The following is a 15,805-nucleotide window of genomic DNA, read 5'->3' on the forward strand; positions in this document are numbered from 1 at the left end:
CTTTCTTTTTGATATAATAGTAGACATCTTATCTGGAAACGACTAGGAAGGTTTATATGACTAAAAAAATTATCGCAGTCGATTTGGACGGAACCCTGTTGAATAGCGAAAGCAAGCTCTCCGATTTTACCAAAGAGACAATCAAAAAAATTTCAGAAAAAGGACATCATGTCATCATCACGACGGGGCGTCCGTATCGCATGGCAAAAGACTTCTACCGCGAACTAGAATTGCATACTCCCATGATTAACTTTAACGGCTCCCTTACCCATCTACCAGGACAGGCTTGGGAGCACGAAAGATGCTTAACTTTGGACAAAAAATATCTCCTAGATATGGTCAAACGTAAAGAGGATATCCAGGCCGACTTTATTGCAGGAGAATACCGTAAGAAATTTTACATTACAGCTCCGAATGAAGAAATTGCGGACCCTAAACTATTTGGCGTAGAGAACTTCCAACCGGAAAATCAATTCAAACCCGAACGAGTAACCAAGAATCCCAACTGCATTCTCTTGCAAACAAGGGTTAAAGACAAATACGCTCTAGCGGACGAGATGAATCGTTTTTATCAGCACCAACTAGCTATCAATACCTGGGGTGGTCCCCTCAACATCCTCGAGTGTACTCCCAAGGGTGTAAACAAGGCCTTTGCTCTAGAGTACCTGCTCAATGTGATGAATCGTGATAAAAAAGACTTAATCGCCTTTGGTGATGAGCATAATGATACGGAAATGTTGGCATTTGCAGGCAAGGGATATGCTATGAAAAACGCCAATCCTTCTCTCCTTCCATATGCAGACGAACAACTTCCTCTGACCAACGAAGAAGACGGGGTAGCCCACGCTTTACAAAATTTATTCCTATAAAAAGGAGGATTGCTATCCTGCAATCTTTCCTTTTATTTTCATTCTGTTTTCATGAAGGCCACTCATTTTCAGTATTTTTATATTAAATTTTCTATTGCTATTTTCATATATTTTTTGAAATTATTTATATATTAACATTTTGTAAGCCTATTTTCATTGAAAACTTTTACAATTTTCGAAAAAGTAGTTGATTTTTATATGAAAACGATTTATACTAGGTACGTCTGAGGTTTTTTAGGAAACCTATAAGTCAAACATTTTAAAAGGAGGAATGACAATAATGAGTATCGGAATCATTATTGCGAGCCACGGCGAATTTGCTGCGGGTATTCATCAGTCAGGATCTATGATCTTTGGTGAACAAGAAAAGGTTCAAGTTGTAACCTTTATGCCAAATGAAGGTCCAGATGATCTTTACGCTAAATTCAACAACGCTGTGGCTGCATTTGACGCAGAAGATGAGGTTCTAGTATTGGCTGACCTTTGGAGTGGATCTCCATTCAACCAGGCTAGCCGCGTGATGGGAGAAAATCCTGGGCGTAAGTTTGCCATCATCACAGGGCTTAACTTGCCGATGTTGATCCAAGCCTACACTGAGCGCCTTATGGACGCTACTGCAGGTGTGGATAAAGTCGCTGCGAATATCATTAAAGAAGCCAAAGATGGCATCAAAGCTCTTCCAGAAGAGCTCAATCCAGTTGAGGAAGTGGCTAGTGCTGCGGCTGCTCCAGTTGCCCAAGCTGCTATTCCAGAAGGAACTGTTATCGGAGATGGTAAATTGAAAATCAATCTTGCCCGTCTTGACACACGTCTTCTTCACGGACAAGTCGCAACTGCTTGGACACCAGATTCAAAAGCAGACCGTATCATCGTTGCTTCAGATAACGTTGCAAACGACGAATTACGTAAAGAATTGATCAAACAAGCAGCTCCTAACGGAGTAAAAGCGAACGTTGTACCAATCAAAAAATTGATTGAGGTTGCAAAAGATCCTCGTTTTGGTAACACACATGCTCTTATCTTGTTTGAAACACCTCAAGATGCCCTTCGTGCCATCGAAGGTGGCGTGCCAATCAAGACCCTTAACGTTGGTTCTATGGCCCACTCAACAGGTAAAACAATGATCAATAACGTCTTGTCTATGGACAAAGATGATGTTGCAACATTTGAAAAAATGCGTGACCTCGGTGTTGAATTTGACGTACGTAAAGTACCAAACGACACGAAAAAAGATTTGTTTGACTTGATTAAAAAAGCAAACGTTCAATAATTTTAATCTGTTTCTATCATTTTTGAAAACAGGATTAAATACTTTATTAAAACTAAATAGAAAAGGAATAAAACCATGTCAGATATTTCAATCATTTCTGCTATCTTGGTTGTAGTTGTTGCCTTCCTTGCAGGTCTTGAAGGTATCCTCGACCAATTCCAATTCCATCAACCAATCGTCGCATGTACCCTTATCGGACTTGTAACAGGTAACCTTGAAGCAGGTGTTATGCTTGGTGGATCTCTTCAAATGATCGCCCTTGGTTGGGCTAACATCGGAGCTGCTGTAGCTCCTGACGCTGCTCTTGCATCTGTTGCCGCAGCGATCATCTTGATCAAAGGTGGTAACTTTACTACCGAAGGTATCGCCGTCGCAACAGCCACAGCTATCCCTCTTGCCGTAGCTGGACTTTTCTTGACAATGATTGTTCGTACAATCTCAGTTGCCTTAGTTCACTCAGCTGACGCAGCTGCAAAAGAAGGAAACATTGCGGCTGTTGAACGCGCTCACTACTTTGCCCTTGTTCTTCAAGGTCTTCGTATCGCTATCCCTGCAGCCTTCCTTATCGCTATTCCTGCTTCTGCTGTTCAAGACGCTCTTGGCCTAATGCCAGAATGGTTGAATGGTGGTATGGCTGTCGGTGGTGCTATGGTCGTTGCCGTTGGTTACGCTATGGTTATCAACATGATGGCAACTCGTGAAGTATGGCCATTCTTCGCTATCGGTTTTGCTCTTGCAGCAATCTCTCAATTGACTTTGATTGCCCTTGGTGTCATCGGTGTTGCCCTTGCCTTCATCTACCTTAACCTTACAAAACAAGGTGGAAACGGTGGCGGCGGAGCTGCGACTTCTAACGACCCAATCGGTGATATCCTAGAAGACTACTAGAAAGGGGAACAATCATGGCTGAAAAAATTCAATTATCAAAATCAGATCGTCAAAAAGTTTGGTGGCGTTCACAATTCCTTCAAGGTTCTTGGAACTACGAGCGTATGCAAAACTTGGGTTGGGCTTACTCATTGATCCCAGCTATCAAAAAATTGTACACTAAAAAAGAAGACCAAGCGGCTGCTCTTGAGCGTCACCTTGAGTTCTTCAACACTCACCCATACGTAGCTGCTCCAATCATGGGGGTTACTCTTGCACTTGAAGAAGAGCGCGCTAATGGTGTTGAAATCGACGATGCCGCTATCCAAGGGGTTAAGATCGGTATGATGGGACCTCTTGCTGGTATCGGTGACCCAGTATTCTGGTTTACAGTTCGTCCTATCCTTGGAGCCCTTGGTGCATCACTTGCTGCATCTGGTAATATTGTTGGTCCCCTTCTCTTCTTCTTTGGATGGAATGCTATCCGTATGGCCTTCCTATGGTACACACAAGAGTTCGGTTACAAAGCTGGATCTGAAATCACTAAAGACATGTCTGGTGGTATCTTGAAAGACATCACTAAAGGAGCATCTATCCTTGGTATGTTCATCCTTGCCGTTCTTGTACAACGTTGGGTATCTATCAACTTCACTGTTAACCTTCCTGGTAAACAATTGGCAGAAGGTGCTTACATCAACTTCCCAGAAGGACCTGTAACAGGTGGAGAATTGAAGGGAATTCTTGGTCAGGCTCTTAGTGGTTTGAGCTTGGATAGCGTTCAACCACAAACACTTCAAGGTCAGTTGAACTCATTGATTCCAGGATTGATGGGACTTCTCCTTACTTTCCTCTGCATGTGGTTGCTTAAGAAAAAAGTATCACCAATCGCAATCATCCTTGCTCTCTTTGCAGTAGGTATTGCAGCTCGTTTCTTTGGTATCATGTAATCCAAACTATCGAGAATATAGATAAAAAAGAATCAGGATCAAATCCTGATTCTTTTTGTGTATCAACTTTTTCTTCTAGTCAGATAATGCAGGCTCCCAATCACCACTGCTAGGACGGCTACATAGAGCACTTGAGTGGTTTCTAGAGGCACGAAAGCTCCTCGCAGGATAAAGGTATTGGCAAGCACTCCAACAAGAGCTGCAAGACTCAAAATTATGAGCAAGACTAGTTTGTATCGATTAAAAGGTAGGCTGACCTTGGCAACTAGACACAGACCATTGATCAAAGCAAGGAGGAAGCAAATAAATTTGACCTGACCTGGGACAGTGATAAAGAAGTTCGTCAAGAGTACACTAACAACCAGAATGCCACCACCAATCGCAGCATTGGTCAAAATATCTCGCATAAAATGTGTGCTGACCTTTTCTTTATTGGACTCAAAAGTTAGGAAGAAAGATGGAATCCCAATCGTAATGGCTGAAATGATTGTAAACTGAATGGGGATAAAAGCAAACTCCAAACCAAATATCACACTCAAAATCGCAAACACGATGGAGAAGAAGGTCTTTGTCAGAAAGAGAGAGGCTACCTTTTGGATGTTATTGATGACCCGGCGACCTTCCATCAAGATATCATAAAATACTGCAAAGTCATCTGTCAGAAAAATAATATTGGATACACTTTTGGCTGCACTCGTAGCCCCCTTCATGGCAAAACTAATATCTGCTTTCTTGAGAGCCAGAACATCATTGACTCCATCACCACTCATGGCAACTGTTTTACCAGCATTTTGCAAAATAGATACCATCTTTTGCTTCTGTTCAGGTGTCACACGTCCAAATATTTCGTGTTCCAAGACCACTCTTTCAAAGTCATCATCGCTCACCTTGGTCATATCAATAGCCCGCGCTTCTTCCTTAAAACCTGCCTTACGAGCCACCCCATATACAGCCACATGATTATCACCACTGATAATCTTCACTTCAACACCTTGAGATTCGAAATAGTCAAAGGTTTCCTTGGTATTGTCCTTAATCTCATCTGACAAAACGACGTGCCCCAGTAGTTCCATATTGGCTGGACTCGTAATCTGGTCCTTACTATGGGCAAGTGTTAAGATTCGAAAACCTTGCTGCTTCAGATGTTCATAGTAGGCATCCATCGGCTGGGTAAAGCCTAAAAACTCATAGGCACCGAAGAAATAGGTCCCACCATCTTTTACTTGGACAAAGGAATACTTGTTTTTGCTTGAAAAGGCACCGACTTCTTGAACTTCCCACTTTTTCTCACAGGTTAAGTAAGTCTTCAGAGCTCGGGAAGTTGCATTTTCATCCTCAAAATAAGCTAGATAAGAAGATAGTTTCTCTGCCACATTAGCATCCATTTCTTGGACCTTCATATTACCAGTCGTGATGGTACCTGTCTTATCAAAACAAAGAACATCTACTCGCGCCAAGGTCTCTACACAGTATAGCTCCTGCACCAGAACCTTCTTTCTAGCCAGCTTCATGGCAGCTACTGCTAGGGATACACTGACCAGGAGAATCAAGCCCTCTGGAATCATACCAACCAAGGCACCAGAACTTCCCAAAACAATCTCAACATAAGACCGTCCTAGACTAAAACCTCTGACATAGAGCAGAATGGCAACTGGCACCAGCAAGATGGAAACGATTTTTAAAATCTTATCCATGTAATCGCGTAGTTTAGAAGGATATTTTTTGAATTCCTTGCTGGATTTTGCGAGTTTGTTAATATAACTATCCTGCCCCACAGCCGTTGCTGTAACCAGACAAGTACCGCTGACGACATTGCTTCCGCTCATCAGCTTGTCACCAACAGTTTTAAAGACTGAATCACTCTCACCAGTCAGCAAGGACTCATCAACTTCAATATTCCCTTCAAGGACTTCTGCATCGACAGGCACCTGATCACCCAGATTGAGGTGCAGATACTCCCCTAGAACGATGTCCTCTGGATCAATCTCAATCGTTTGACCATCTCGGTTGACTTTGTACTTACTTTTACCAAGCAAACTCAGCTTTTCCAAGGCATTTTTTGAACGCACTTCTTGGAAAATCCCAATGGCTGTATTAATAGCAATCACACCTAAAAAGAGCATATTTTCAAATCGCAAGGTTGTGGCTACCAGAACTGCCAGAGCCAAGTTCATGGTATTAAAGAAGGTAAAGATATTTGAAACGACAATTTCCTTGGTTGTTTTATAGGGTTTAATGTCGCTGATGTTTCGTTGACGATCCTTGATGTCTTGACTGCTTAAATACTTCATTTCTACTCCGATATCCTTTTGTACTACTATAGTAACACATATCTTTTTCTCTGTCACTTAAAGACTCAAAATAAGAAGAACTCCTTTGGCAAGCATCATCTATCGCCACTTTAAGAAGAACTTAAAAAGAGGCTAGGATTCCCCTAACCTCTTTTCTTTATACTTTATTCTGCCAAGGCACCCATTGGATCCCATGGTGCAAGTACGATTGGTTCTGCTTCATAAGCAGCCCGTTCTTCTGCTGTCAGCAATTCCTTACGGACAACGATTTGGTAAGTGTATTCATCCATCCAAGCATCTGAGGCAACGAAGTAACCATCTGTACCGACCTTGTCTCCCCATGAGTTTTCAACCTTCCACTTGGTTGACTTGCCATTTTCATCCAAATCAACACCTGTCAAGACCATGGCGTGGGTCATCAAGCTTTCGCTGTAGTCCAAACGTCCAGCCTTGTCTTGAGTGAGTTGAATGTCCATACTTGATTCAAAGTCATAAACATCAGTCGCAAGGATTCCAGCTTTGCGGTTGCTGAGTTGGCCGACATCTGAACCAAACCAAACAGTCTCACCTGTTTGCATTTGGGCAATCGCCAATTCTTTCAAGCGCTCCATTGGAACGTTGATATAGCGAACTGCACGGCTACCAACCACATTCCCCAACATCTCAACTGTGTAAGATTTGCCGTAAGGTTTATCAGCAGTTGGAGCATTGATTACAGAAACATAATCTTCTAATGGAAGGTCAACGTATTTCTTGTAAAACTCTTGTGGCGTAATGCCTTTTTCGCTTTGGTAGTTGTTGTCCTTATCACGATAAGCAAAGTCAAATTGACGTGGTGGAAGTCCTAGTGACATGGCAAGGAAGTTAAAGATTTCTTGCAAAAGGTCTTCTTTCTTAGCTTGAATAGTCGCTTGGTCTGCACCAGAAGCAAGCAAATCACGCAAGATTTGAGCATCTTGACGAAGCAATTTGTTAAGGATGGCATTGAGCTCACGGCTGCTGCTAGATGAAACAGACTCTGGATAAACAGACTTAGGAACGACACCGTATTTTTCAAAGAGAGCTACAACCATATCCCATTGTCCACCATCTTGTTGTGGAGTTTGGAGTAGGAAGCTAACCTTACGGCTCGTCAATTCTTGGTCTGCAGTCGCAATGACTTGCTCCAAGAACCAGTTAGATTTTTCATACTTGTCCCAGAAGAAGGTGTGGGCTTGTGACAATTCAAAGTTTTCAAGCTTGTATTGAGAGATGAGTTTGTGACGGAAAGTGTTGAGGGCCGCAAACATCCAGCAACGACCAGATGCTTTCTGGTTAGTGACCTTGTCCTTAGTCAAATCAAGTGAGAAAACAGGTGTGTTGTCTACATGGCTTTGACGACGCTCGAGGGCTGCAAAAATCCCATTATGGCTAGCAGCATTTTCGATAGCTTGGTATTTGACATTTGCTTCATAATTAGCAAATAATTTATCTGTAAATGATTCTTGAATCGCGTTCATAAAATCCTCCTTTTTACTCTACAGTCTATTATAACGCTTTTCACAAAGGAAGCAACCAAAAATCGAAAAAGCAGGGATACTCTCCCCACCTTTTCCTGATATTATCTAGTTTACTTATCACTCTCTAATAATCTTTCTAGTTCTACCTTGGTCAAACGACGCCATTCTCCACGTTTCAAATCCTCATCCAAGGTCAAAGTTCCCATGGTTAAACGTTGCAAGTCCACGACTTCCTTACCACAGTAGGCCACCATACGTTTAACCTGGTGGAATTTCCCTTCTGCAATGGTCACTCGAACCAGACTTTGATTTTTTTCCGTATCAATAGACACAAGCTCCAGCTTGGCAGGTTGACAAGTAAAGTCCTTGAGGGGAATACCTTGCGCAAATGTCTCAACATCTGCATCTGTCATGATTCCCTTGACCTGCGCCAGATAAGTCTTATCCACATGGCGTTTTGGTGAAAGAAGAGCATGAGCCAGCTTGCCATCATTTGTTAAGAGCAAAAGTCCATGCGTATCGATATCCAAACGTCCTACAGGGAAAACTTCCTTGGCACGTGCATAGTCATCCATTAAATCCAAGACTGTCTTGTGTTTAGGATCTTCAGTCGCTGAGATAACGCCCTGGGGCTTGTTCATCATGTAGTAGACAAACTCCTCGTACTCTAATTTTTTACCGTCAAAACAGATCTCGTCCGTATCTTCATTGATTTGTAGCTTGGCAGATTTTTCTTTCTTGCCATTCACTATCACGCGCCCAGCCTTGAGAAGGTTTTTGACATCAGTCCGACTCCCGACAGCGCAGGCGACTAAAAATTTATCTAATCTCATAGAACTATTATATCATACTCAAAAGGAGGCTGGCTCAATAGCCAACCTCCTTTCCTTTTCAGAGTCGGGAAGCTAACTTCCTCTTTCCCAGAAGATAGCTAACACAATCATGGCACCGAGAACTGCTGGGATAATGGCTGTACCATTTAGGCTTGGCCCCCAAGAGCCAAAGAGTAATTGTCCTAAAAAGGCACCAATCCAACCGAGAAACATCTTCCCAAAGCATCCCATACGTTCTCCACGATTGGTGATAGCCCCTGCTAGTAGTCCAATTAAAAGACCGACAAACATGCTTCCAATCATAGCTTCTCCTTAATTTGCCCAGTCTCCATTACGAAAGAGCGGTACGCGCGTTCCATCCTCACGGATACCGTCTATATCCATTTGATTCGAACCAATCATAAAGTCCACGTGAACATCTGAACGGTTCAGTCCAGCAGCTTCAAGTTCTTCTTCGCTCATCTCTGCCCCACCAACAACGCTAGTCGCATAGGCTGCACCGATAGCCAAGTGATTTGAAGCATTCTCATCGAAAAGGGTGTTGAAGAAGGTAATGCCTGACTGTGAAATTGGGCTCGGATCTGGTACCAAGGCACATTCACCCAAGGCACGCGCACCCGCATTTTCAAAGACAAGGTCTTTCATGACCTGATCACCCTTCTCAGCAGTGATATCTACTATTTCTCCATTCTTAAAGGTTACTTTAATTCCCTCAATGATATTTCCGTTATAGCTAAGCGGTTTTGTAGAGGTTACATAACCATCTGCACGACGGAAGTCAGGCGCTGTGAAGACTTCCTCTGTCGGCATATTTGGTAAGAACTCTTCTCCCTGTGCATTGATAGCACCAGCTGATTCCCAAACGTGGTTCTTTGGCAAACCAAGTGTCAAATCTGTCCCTGGCGCTGTGTAATGAAGGGCTGAAAATTGCTCCTTATTAAGCATATCTGCCTTGCTCTTGAGGGTGGCTGCATGTTCTTCCCAAGCCTTAACGGGATCTTCTTCATAGACACGACAAGTCTTAAAGATTTGGTCCCAAAGGAGATCAACTGCTTCTTCATCGCTCGCAGCATTTGGAAAGACTTTTTTAGCCCATTCAAGTCCAGCAGCGGCTGCTACAGTCCAGCTAACCTTGTTGGATTGAGTTGCGATGCGCATTGGCTTCATCGCGAGTCCCATAGCTTTCGCAGAAGCTGAAAGCTTATCAGCGTCCACTCCGTTCAAGGCACCTGGATCAGATGAACGAACTCCTAGACGGCTAGCCTTGTTTTCCAAGAGGTAGTTCATCTCAGCAATCTTATATTCTGGCACATTGTCCAGACGCTCCATCGGCGCGTGGAGGAATTTCTCACGGTTGATGACATCATCAGTCCACTGAACGATAACCTCATGCGCACCAAGTGTATAAGCTTCTTTGACGATTAAGTGAGCCAACTCGCGTTGCTCAACATCGATAGAGAGAGCCAAGGTGTGACCAGGTTGCACGTTGATTCCGTTCGCAACCAATAATTTCGCATATTTTTCTAGATTTTCTTTAAAATTTGGTAAAACCATTTTATTTTTCCTTTTCTATTTTTCTTTTAAAGCAGAAAACAATCCTGCTAAAGCAATGGCACCCGACAGAAGCACTGTCGATAGGATAATTGTTTCATCTGCCAGCTCTAGCTGATAGTCAAAAACCTTTTCAGCTGGTTTGTCTTCCGCAAAGATTCTAAGTTTCATAAAGATGTTCTCCGTTCTAATTCTTAAAACAAATCATCAAACAAACTCAACTGGTTATCCTCTGGCATATTGCCGAGAATCCCCATTTCATCCATCTTTTCAACCAAGGTCGATGACAGTCCACCGCGTTTGCGTAGTTCTGTTTTAGAGAGGAATTCTCCTTCTTCACGCGCTCGCACCAATTGCTTGGCAACGTTCTCTCCCAGACCATCCATTGCTACAAATGGCGGAATGAGGGTATCCCCATCGATGAGGAACTCTGTTGCCTGACTACGGTAGAGATCGAGTTTGCCAAACTTAAAGCCACGTTCCCACATTTCATTGACGATCTCAAGAGTTGTATAGAGGTCAATTTCCACATTAGAGGCTTCATTGTTCTTCCGTTTTTCAGAAATTTCTTGCATCTTGCGCTTGATGGCATCCAAACCCGCCCCCATGGTCTTGATATCAAAAGCCTTGGCACGGATTGAGAAATAAGCACAGTAGTAATAAATCGGATGGTGAACCTTGAAGTAGGCCACACGCAAGGCCATCATAACGTAGGCTGCCGCGTGAGCTTTAGGGAACATATATTTGATTTTCCCACAAGACTCGATATACCACTCTGGCACCTTATTGGCCTTCATAGCCTCTATGTAGCCATTTCGCTCCTCTTCGGAAATCTTTAGCCACATGCCCTTACGTACCCGTTCCATGATAGTAAAAGCCATCTTAGGTTCAAGACCAGCATGCATGAGATAAACCATGATATCGTCCCGACAACCGATAACAGTCGATAGGTCCGCAATCCCTTGCTTGATCAGATCCTGGGCGTTCCCCAGCCACACATCGGTACCGTGGGATAGACCAGACAGCTGAAGCAACTCCGCAAAAGTCGTCGGATGTGTCTCATCTACCATTCCACGTACAAAGTTGGTTCCAAACTCTGGAATTCCCAGCATCCCTGTTGGAGTTCCAATTTGCTCAGGCGTCACCCCTAAAACTTCCGTTCCAGAAAAGAGAGCCATAACGCTTTCATCATCCATGGGAATTTCATTAGGGTCAATACCAGACAAGTCCTGCAATTTCCGAATCATGGTCGGATCATCATGCCCCAGTACATCAAGTTTGAGGACATTCTCATCGATATCGTGGAAGTTAAAGTGAGTCGTCTGCCATTCAGCCGTCACGTCATCTGCTGGATACTGAACGGGCGTAAAGTCGTAGACATCCATGTAGTTAGGAATAACAACAATTCCCCCCGGGTGTTGTCCTGTAGTCCGCTTGACACCAGCTGCACCTTGAGCGAGGCGTTCCACCTCTGCATCACGATAGAACTTGCCATAATCTCTCTCGTAGCCCTTTACAAAGCCATAGGCAGTCTTGGCAGCCACCGTACCAACCGTTCCTGCACGGAAAGCATACTCCTCACCAAAGATATCACGCACATCCAAGTGGGCGCTAGGCTGGTCTTCTCCTGAGAAGTTCAAGTCAATATCGGGAACCTTATCTCCATCAAAACCAAGGAAGGTCTCGAAAGGAATATCCTGCCCATTTTTGCTGAGTTTGTGGCCACAGTTTGGACAATCCTTATCGGGCATATCAAATCCTGAACCATAAGAACCATCTGTGATAAATTCACTATACTGACACTGACTACAAACATAATGGGGAGAGAGAGGATTAACCTCCGTAATCCCAATCATGGTCGCAACGAAACTGGAACCGACAGATCCACGAGAACCAACCAAGTAGCCCCGTTCATTAGAACGTTGCACCAGCATCTGGGAGGCCAGATAAATCACGGCAAATCCATTCCCCAGTATGGATGTTAATTCTTTTTCAATCCGCAAATCAACAATATCTGGCAGCGGATTTCCATAAATCTCAAAAGCTTTCTTGTAGGTCAGCTCAGCAACCGTTTCTTCAGCTTTGTCAATGAAAGGCGTGTACAGGTCACTCTTAACCACCTCAACAGGCTCAAAGGTTTCTGCCAAGGCATTGGTGTTTTCAATAACCAGTTTACGAGCCAGTTCCTCGCCCAAAAAGGCAAATTCATCCAACATCTCATTGGTTGTTCGAAAATGAGCCTTTGGTAGAGGAGCCGGTTGGGCATGTTCACCGTGACCAATGGTTCGGTTAATCATAGCCCCCTGTCCCAAACTACGGACGATAATTTCACGGTAAATCTCTTCTTCTGGTTCGATATAATGCACATTACCCGTAGCCAGAACAGGTTTGCCAAGACGGTCCCCGACCTCTATCAAACTCTTGATAATAGTTTGGAGTTCCTCCATATCCTTGACCTGCTCTTTAGCAATCAATGGTGCATAGATAGCTGGTGGCATAACCTCGATAAAGTCATAATACTTGGCCACCTCAACCGCCGCATCCACACCTTGGGAAACGACTGCGTCAAAAACTTCACCTTCAGAGCAAGCTGACCCTAAAATCAAACCTTCCCGATGAGCATCTAGAACTGTTCTCGGAATTCGTGGCACCCCTTCAAAGTACTTGGTATTGGACAAAGAAACCAACTTAAAGATGTTTTTTAGACCTACTTGATTCTTGACATAGATGGTCGCATGCTTGATCCGAGCTTTTTTATAAGAGTCTGGACTAATCAAATCAATATTTAGTCTAGCCAGATCAGTCACACCATGTTTTTCTGCTACATCCTTGATAAAGATAAAGAGCAAACGACCAGTAGCTTCCGCATCGTAGTTGGCCATGTGGTGGTGGTCCAGTGCCACACCAAAACGCTTGGTCAAAGGTCCCAAACCATGACGTTTATACTCAGGATAGAGATTTCTAGCAAACTCGAGCGTATCAATAACTGGCTGGCTAATCTTAGGTAAACCATGACGCTCATAGTTGGCATTCATAAAGCCAACGTCAAAGGTAGCATTGTGGGCAACTAGAACCGTATCCTTGCAGAATTCCTGGAATTCTTGCAAAACTTGTTCTAGTGGTTTGGCATTTTTGACATGGTCATCTGTAATACCAGTCAACTCGGTAGTAAAGGCTGACAAGGGATATCCAGGATTGATAAATTCATCAAATTCGGCAATAACATTTCCCTTGTACATCTTAGAAGCCGCAACTTGAATCAAGTCATTATAGATAGCTGAAAGTCCCGTCGTTTCCACGTCAAAAACCACGTAGGTCGCTTCTGACAAGTCCATCTCTACTTCGTTGTAAACGATAGGAACACGGTCTTCAACGATATTGGCTTCCATTCCATAGATCAGCTGAATTCCTGCTTTCTTAGCTGCCTTATAGCCATGTGGAAAGGACTGAACATTCCCATGGTCCGTGATAGCAACCGCCTTGTGTCCCCACTTTGCAGCTGTCGCAATAATTTCCTCTACTTCTGGCAGAGCATCCATGGTCGACATATTAGTATGAGCATGAAACTCAACCCGACGCTCACCTTCCGGCATCAAATCCTTCCGCTCATAGTGAACAACTTCCTGCACATCCTGCACGTTCATTGTCAAATCTCGTGTGAAGTTATTCATCTCCACATTCCCACGAACACGAAGCCAAGAATTTTTCTTAATGATGTCAAACTTCTGAGCCTCTTCTTCATTCTTAACCCATTTTTGCATTGAAAAACTTGAAGTGTAGTCCGTCATTTTAAAGTTGATCAAAACGCGACCAGTTCTGGTCACCTTATGCTCCACATCAAAAACGACCCCTTCAAAAACCAAACGATTTTCCTCAGTCGTCACATCAATCATCTGAGTAACTTCAGCCTTATCCAATTTTGATTTTGCCGCAGCCTTTTTAGCCTGAAAATCAAAGGCCGGTTTCTCTTCTACTGGAGGAGCCATCTGTTCCAGTTGTTCCATAGCACGCAAAGCCTCTTCATTAGCAGCCTGAACGATTTGTTCATTCTCCATATGGAAGGCTTCCTCCTGCTCCTGTGTAAGAGCATCATTCTTTTCGATTTGGCAGACAAAAGCTGGAAAACCAAACTTTTCAAGTTGCTTTGTTAAATTAGGAAGATGATTTTTCTTAAAGTGTTCCTTATCAATCACCTCTGAACCTTCAATAAAGAGCTGATTTCCCTCTGCACGAACTTGCAAATTCTGATAAAGAGACTTAAACCCTTGACTAGCACATGGACCTTCAGAAAAAGCCTCCTTATAGTAGGCCTGCAAGAGTTCATTCGAAAATTCTTGAGAGAGAGCCTTGATTTCGAAAACAGCTTGATTCCCTGTCTTAGAAAATTCTTCACTAAGCCCTTTCTTTAATTCTAAAAAGATTTCAATCGGTAAAATATTAGAAAATACAAAATGAAATTCCCAAATCTTACTAATTTTATGAACCACAACACGCTCAATACTTGCATTAACAAGAGCAGGATCCTGTCTCAATTGATCAGAGATTCCTATTTGATTCATTAAAATTTCAAACTTACTTGACATTCAATTTCCTCACATTATTCTCTTACTATTTTACCATAATTAAAGAAAATATATAGCCACTACCATTCCTTAAGCACTGCTAGTTTTCCTAAATTCATTCCTTAAAAACAAAAAAGAAGATTCTCAGAATCTCCTTAACACATATAAAAAAGATACCCTTAAGTATCCCCATACTCAATCGGGAAGACAGGATTCGAACCTGCGACACCTTGGTCCCAAACCAAGTACTCTACCAAGCTGAGCTACTTCCCGCGTTAACTAAAAAAATGCACCCTAGAGGAGTCGAACCTCTAACCGCCTGATTCGTAGTCAGGTACTCTATCCAGTTGAGCTAAGGGTGCTCATCATTATATGCCGAGGACCGGAATCGAACCGGTACGATCGTTACCAATCGCAGGATTTTAAGTCCTGTGCGTCTGCCAGTTCCGCCACCCCGGCCTCTCTAAGCGAACGACGGGATTCGAACCCGCGACCCCCACCTTGGCAAGGTGGTGTTCCACCACTGAACTACGTTCGCATCGACCTCTTATTCTATATAAAAAAATGCCGGCTACATGACTTGAACACGCGACCCTCTGATTACAAATCAGATGCTCTACCAACTGAGCTAAGCCGGCTGCTTTCTATTATGCGGGTTAAGGGACTTGAACCCCCACGCCGTTAAGCGCCAGATCCTAAATCTGGTGCGTCTGCCAATTCCGCCAAACCCGCAAATATGACCCGTACTGGGCTCGAACCAGTGACCCATTGATTAAAAGTCAATTGCTCTACCAACTGAGCTAACGAGTCTAAAATAACTTCCGTTACCTTAAACGGTCCCGACGGGAATCGAACCCGCGATCTTCGCCGTGACAGGGCGACGTGATAACCGCTACACTACGGGACCTATATGGGAGTTAACGGGATCGAACCGCTGACCCTCTGCTTGTAAGGCAGATGCTCTCCCAGCTGAGCTAAACTCCCTCTAGCTAAGCGACTTCCATATCTCACAGGGGGCAACCCCCAACTACTTCCGGCGTTCTAGGGCTTAACTGCTGTGTTCGGCATGGGTACAGGTGTATCTCCTAGGCTATCGTCACTTAACTCTGAGTAATA

The 15,805-nt window shown here is 43.5% G+C and carries 11 protein-coding genes, 9 tRNA genes and 1 rRNA gene; 4 read left to right on the forward strand and 17 right to left on the reverse strand.

The window, feature by feature from the left end; all coding sequences use genetic code 11:
• Nucleotides 1–56: 56 nt before the first annotated feature.
• The 4 genes from FOA33_RS08155 (at nucleotide 57) to FOA33_RS08170 (ending at nucleotide 3,953) form a co-directional block, all read left to right on the forward strand.
• Nucleotides 57–869 (forward strand): Cof-type HAD-IIB family hydrolase, encoded by an 813-nt coding sequence (locus tag FOA33_RS08155; protein WP_221161238.1) that lies wholly within the window; start codon nucleotides 57–59, stop codon nucleotides 867–869.
• A gap of 280 nt (nucleotides 870–1,149) precedes the next feature.
• On the forward strand, nucleotides 1,150–2,139 hold the full coding sequence (locus FOA33_RS08160) for a PTS sugar transporter subunit IIB (RefSeq protein ID WP_221161239.1): 990 nt from the start codon (nucleotides 1,150–1,152) through the stop codon (nucleotides 2,137–2,139).
• Between the two features lie 75 nt (nucleotides 2,140–2,214).
• Nucleotides 2,215–3,027, forward strand: a complete 813-nt coding sequence (locus FOA33_RS08165) for a PTS mannose/fructose/sorbose transporter subunit IIC (RefSeq protein ID WP_001280326.1) — start codon at nucleotides 2,215–2,217, stop codon at nucleotides 3,025–3,027.
• Between the two features lie 14 nt (nucleotides 3,028–3,041).
• Nucleotides 3,042–3,953 (forward strand): PTS system mannose/fructose/sorbose family transporter subunit IID, encoded by a 912-nt coding sequence (locus tag FOA33_RS08170; protein ID WP_000818319.1) that lies wholly within the window; start codon nucleotides 3,042–3,044, stop codon nucleotides 3,951–3,953.
• A 62-nt stretch (nucleotides 3,954–4,015) separates the two neighbouring features.
• On the opposite strand, the gene FOA33_RS08175 is transcribed toward FOA33_RS08170, so the two are convergent.
• The 17 genes from FOA33_RS08175 to rrf form a co-directional block, all read right to left on the reverse strand.
• A complete protein-coding gene (locus tag FOA33_RS08175; RefSeq protein ID WP_221161240.1) occupies nucleotides 4,016–6,244 on the reverse strand; it encodes an HAD-IC family P-type ATPase in 2,229 nt (742 codons plus the stop codon).
• Nucleotides 6,245–6,408: 164 nt separating this feature from the next.
• Nucleotides 6,409–7,743, reverse strand: coding sequence for an aminopeptidase C (gene pepC, locus FOA33_RS08180; RefSeq protein ID WP_221161241.1), 1,335 nt, complete (start codon nucleotides 7,741–7,743; stop codon nucleotides 6,409–6,411).
• A 110-nt stretch (nucleotides 7,744–7,853) separates the two neighbouring features.
• A complete protein-coding gene (locus FOA33_RS08185) occupies nucleotides 7,854–8,576 on the reverse strand; it encodes a pseudouridine synthase (protein WP_221161242.1) in 723 nt (240 codons plus the stop codon).
• 72 nt (nucleotides 8,577–8,648) lie between these two features.
• Complete coding sequence (locus FOA33_RS08190) at nucleotides 8,649–8,879, reverse strand: GlsB/YeaQ/YmgE family stress response membrane protein (protein ID WP_000580441.1); 231 nt, start codon at nucleotides 8,877–8,879, stop codon at nucleotides 8,649–8,651.
• A 9-nt stretch (nucleotides 8,880–8,888) separates the two neighbouring features.
• Nucleotides 8,889–10,130: an aminopeptidase gene (locus FOA33_RS08195; protein ID WP_221161243.1), complete on the reverse strand. Its 1,242-nt coding sequence runs from the start codon at nucleotides 10,128–10,130 to the stop codon at nucleotides 8,889–8,891.
• A 15-nt stretch (nucleotides 10,131–10,145) separates the two neighbouring features.
• Nucleotides 10,146–10,298, reverse strand: coding sequence for a hypothetical protein (locus tag FOA33_RS08200; RefSeq protein ID WP_000776620.1), 153 nt, complete (start codon nucleotides 10,296–10,298; stop codon nucleotides 10,146–10,148).
• 23 nt (nucleotides 10,299–10,321) lie between these two features.
• The gene (locus tag FOA33_RS08205; RefSeq protein WP_221161244.1) at nucleotides 10,322–14,710 is read right to left on the reverse strand and encodes a PolC-type DNA polymerase III; all 4,389 of its coding nucleotides are present in this window, start codon (nucleotides 14,708–14,710) and stop codon (nucleotides 10,322–10,324) included.
• Between the two features lie 178 nt (nucleotides 14,711–14,888).
• A tRNA-Pro gene (locus FOA33_RS08210) sits at nucleotides 14,889–14,962 on the reverse strand.
• A 15-nt stretch (nucleotides 14,963–14,977) separates the two neighbouring features.
• A tRNA-Arg gene (locus FOA33_RS08215) sits at nucleotides 14,978–15,051 on the reverse strand.
• 11 nt (nucleotides 15,052–15,062) lie between these two features.
• Nucleotides 15,063–15,148 (reverse strand) — tRNA-Leu (locus FOA33_RS08220).
• 7 nt (nucleotides 15,149–15,155) lie between these two features.
• A tRNA-Gly gene (locus FOA33_RS08225) sits at nucleotides 15,156–15,227 on the reverse strand.
• A 27-nt stretch (nucleotides 15,228–15,254) separates the two neighbouring features.
• Nucleotides 15,255–15,327, reverse strand: a tRNA-Thr gene (locus tag FOA33_RS08230).
• A gap of 12 nt (nucleotides 15,328–15,339) precedes the next feature.
• Nucleotides 15,340–15,421, reverse strand: a tRNA-Leu gene (locus tag FOA33_RS08235).
• A gap of 5 nt (nucleotides 15,422–15,426) precedes the next feature.
• Nucleotides 15,427–15,499 (reverse strand) — tRNA-Lys (locus FOA33_RS08240).
• A 24-nt stretch (nucleotides 15,500–15,523) separates the two neighbouring features.
• Nucleotides 15,524–15,596, reverse strand: a tRNA-Asp gene (locus FOA33_RS08245).
• A 4-nt stretch (nucleotides 15,597–15,600) separates the two neighbouring features.
• A tRNA-Val gene (locus FOA33_RS08250) sits at nucleotides 15,601–15,673 on the reverse strand.
• A 4-nt stretch (nucleotides 15,674–15,677) separates the two neighbouring features.
• Nucleotides 15,678–15,793, reverse strand: a 5S ribosomal RNA gene (gene rrf / locus FOA33_RS08255).
• Between the last annotated feature and the right edge of the window lie 12 nt (nucleotides 15,794–15,805).

Origin of the sequence: Streptococcus cristatus, from assembly GCF_019685515.1 — a bacterium.
GTDB lineage: Bacteria > Bacillota > Bacilli > Lactobacillales > Streptococcaceae > Streptococcus.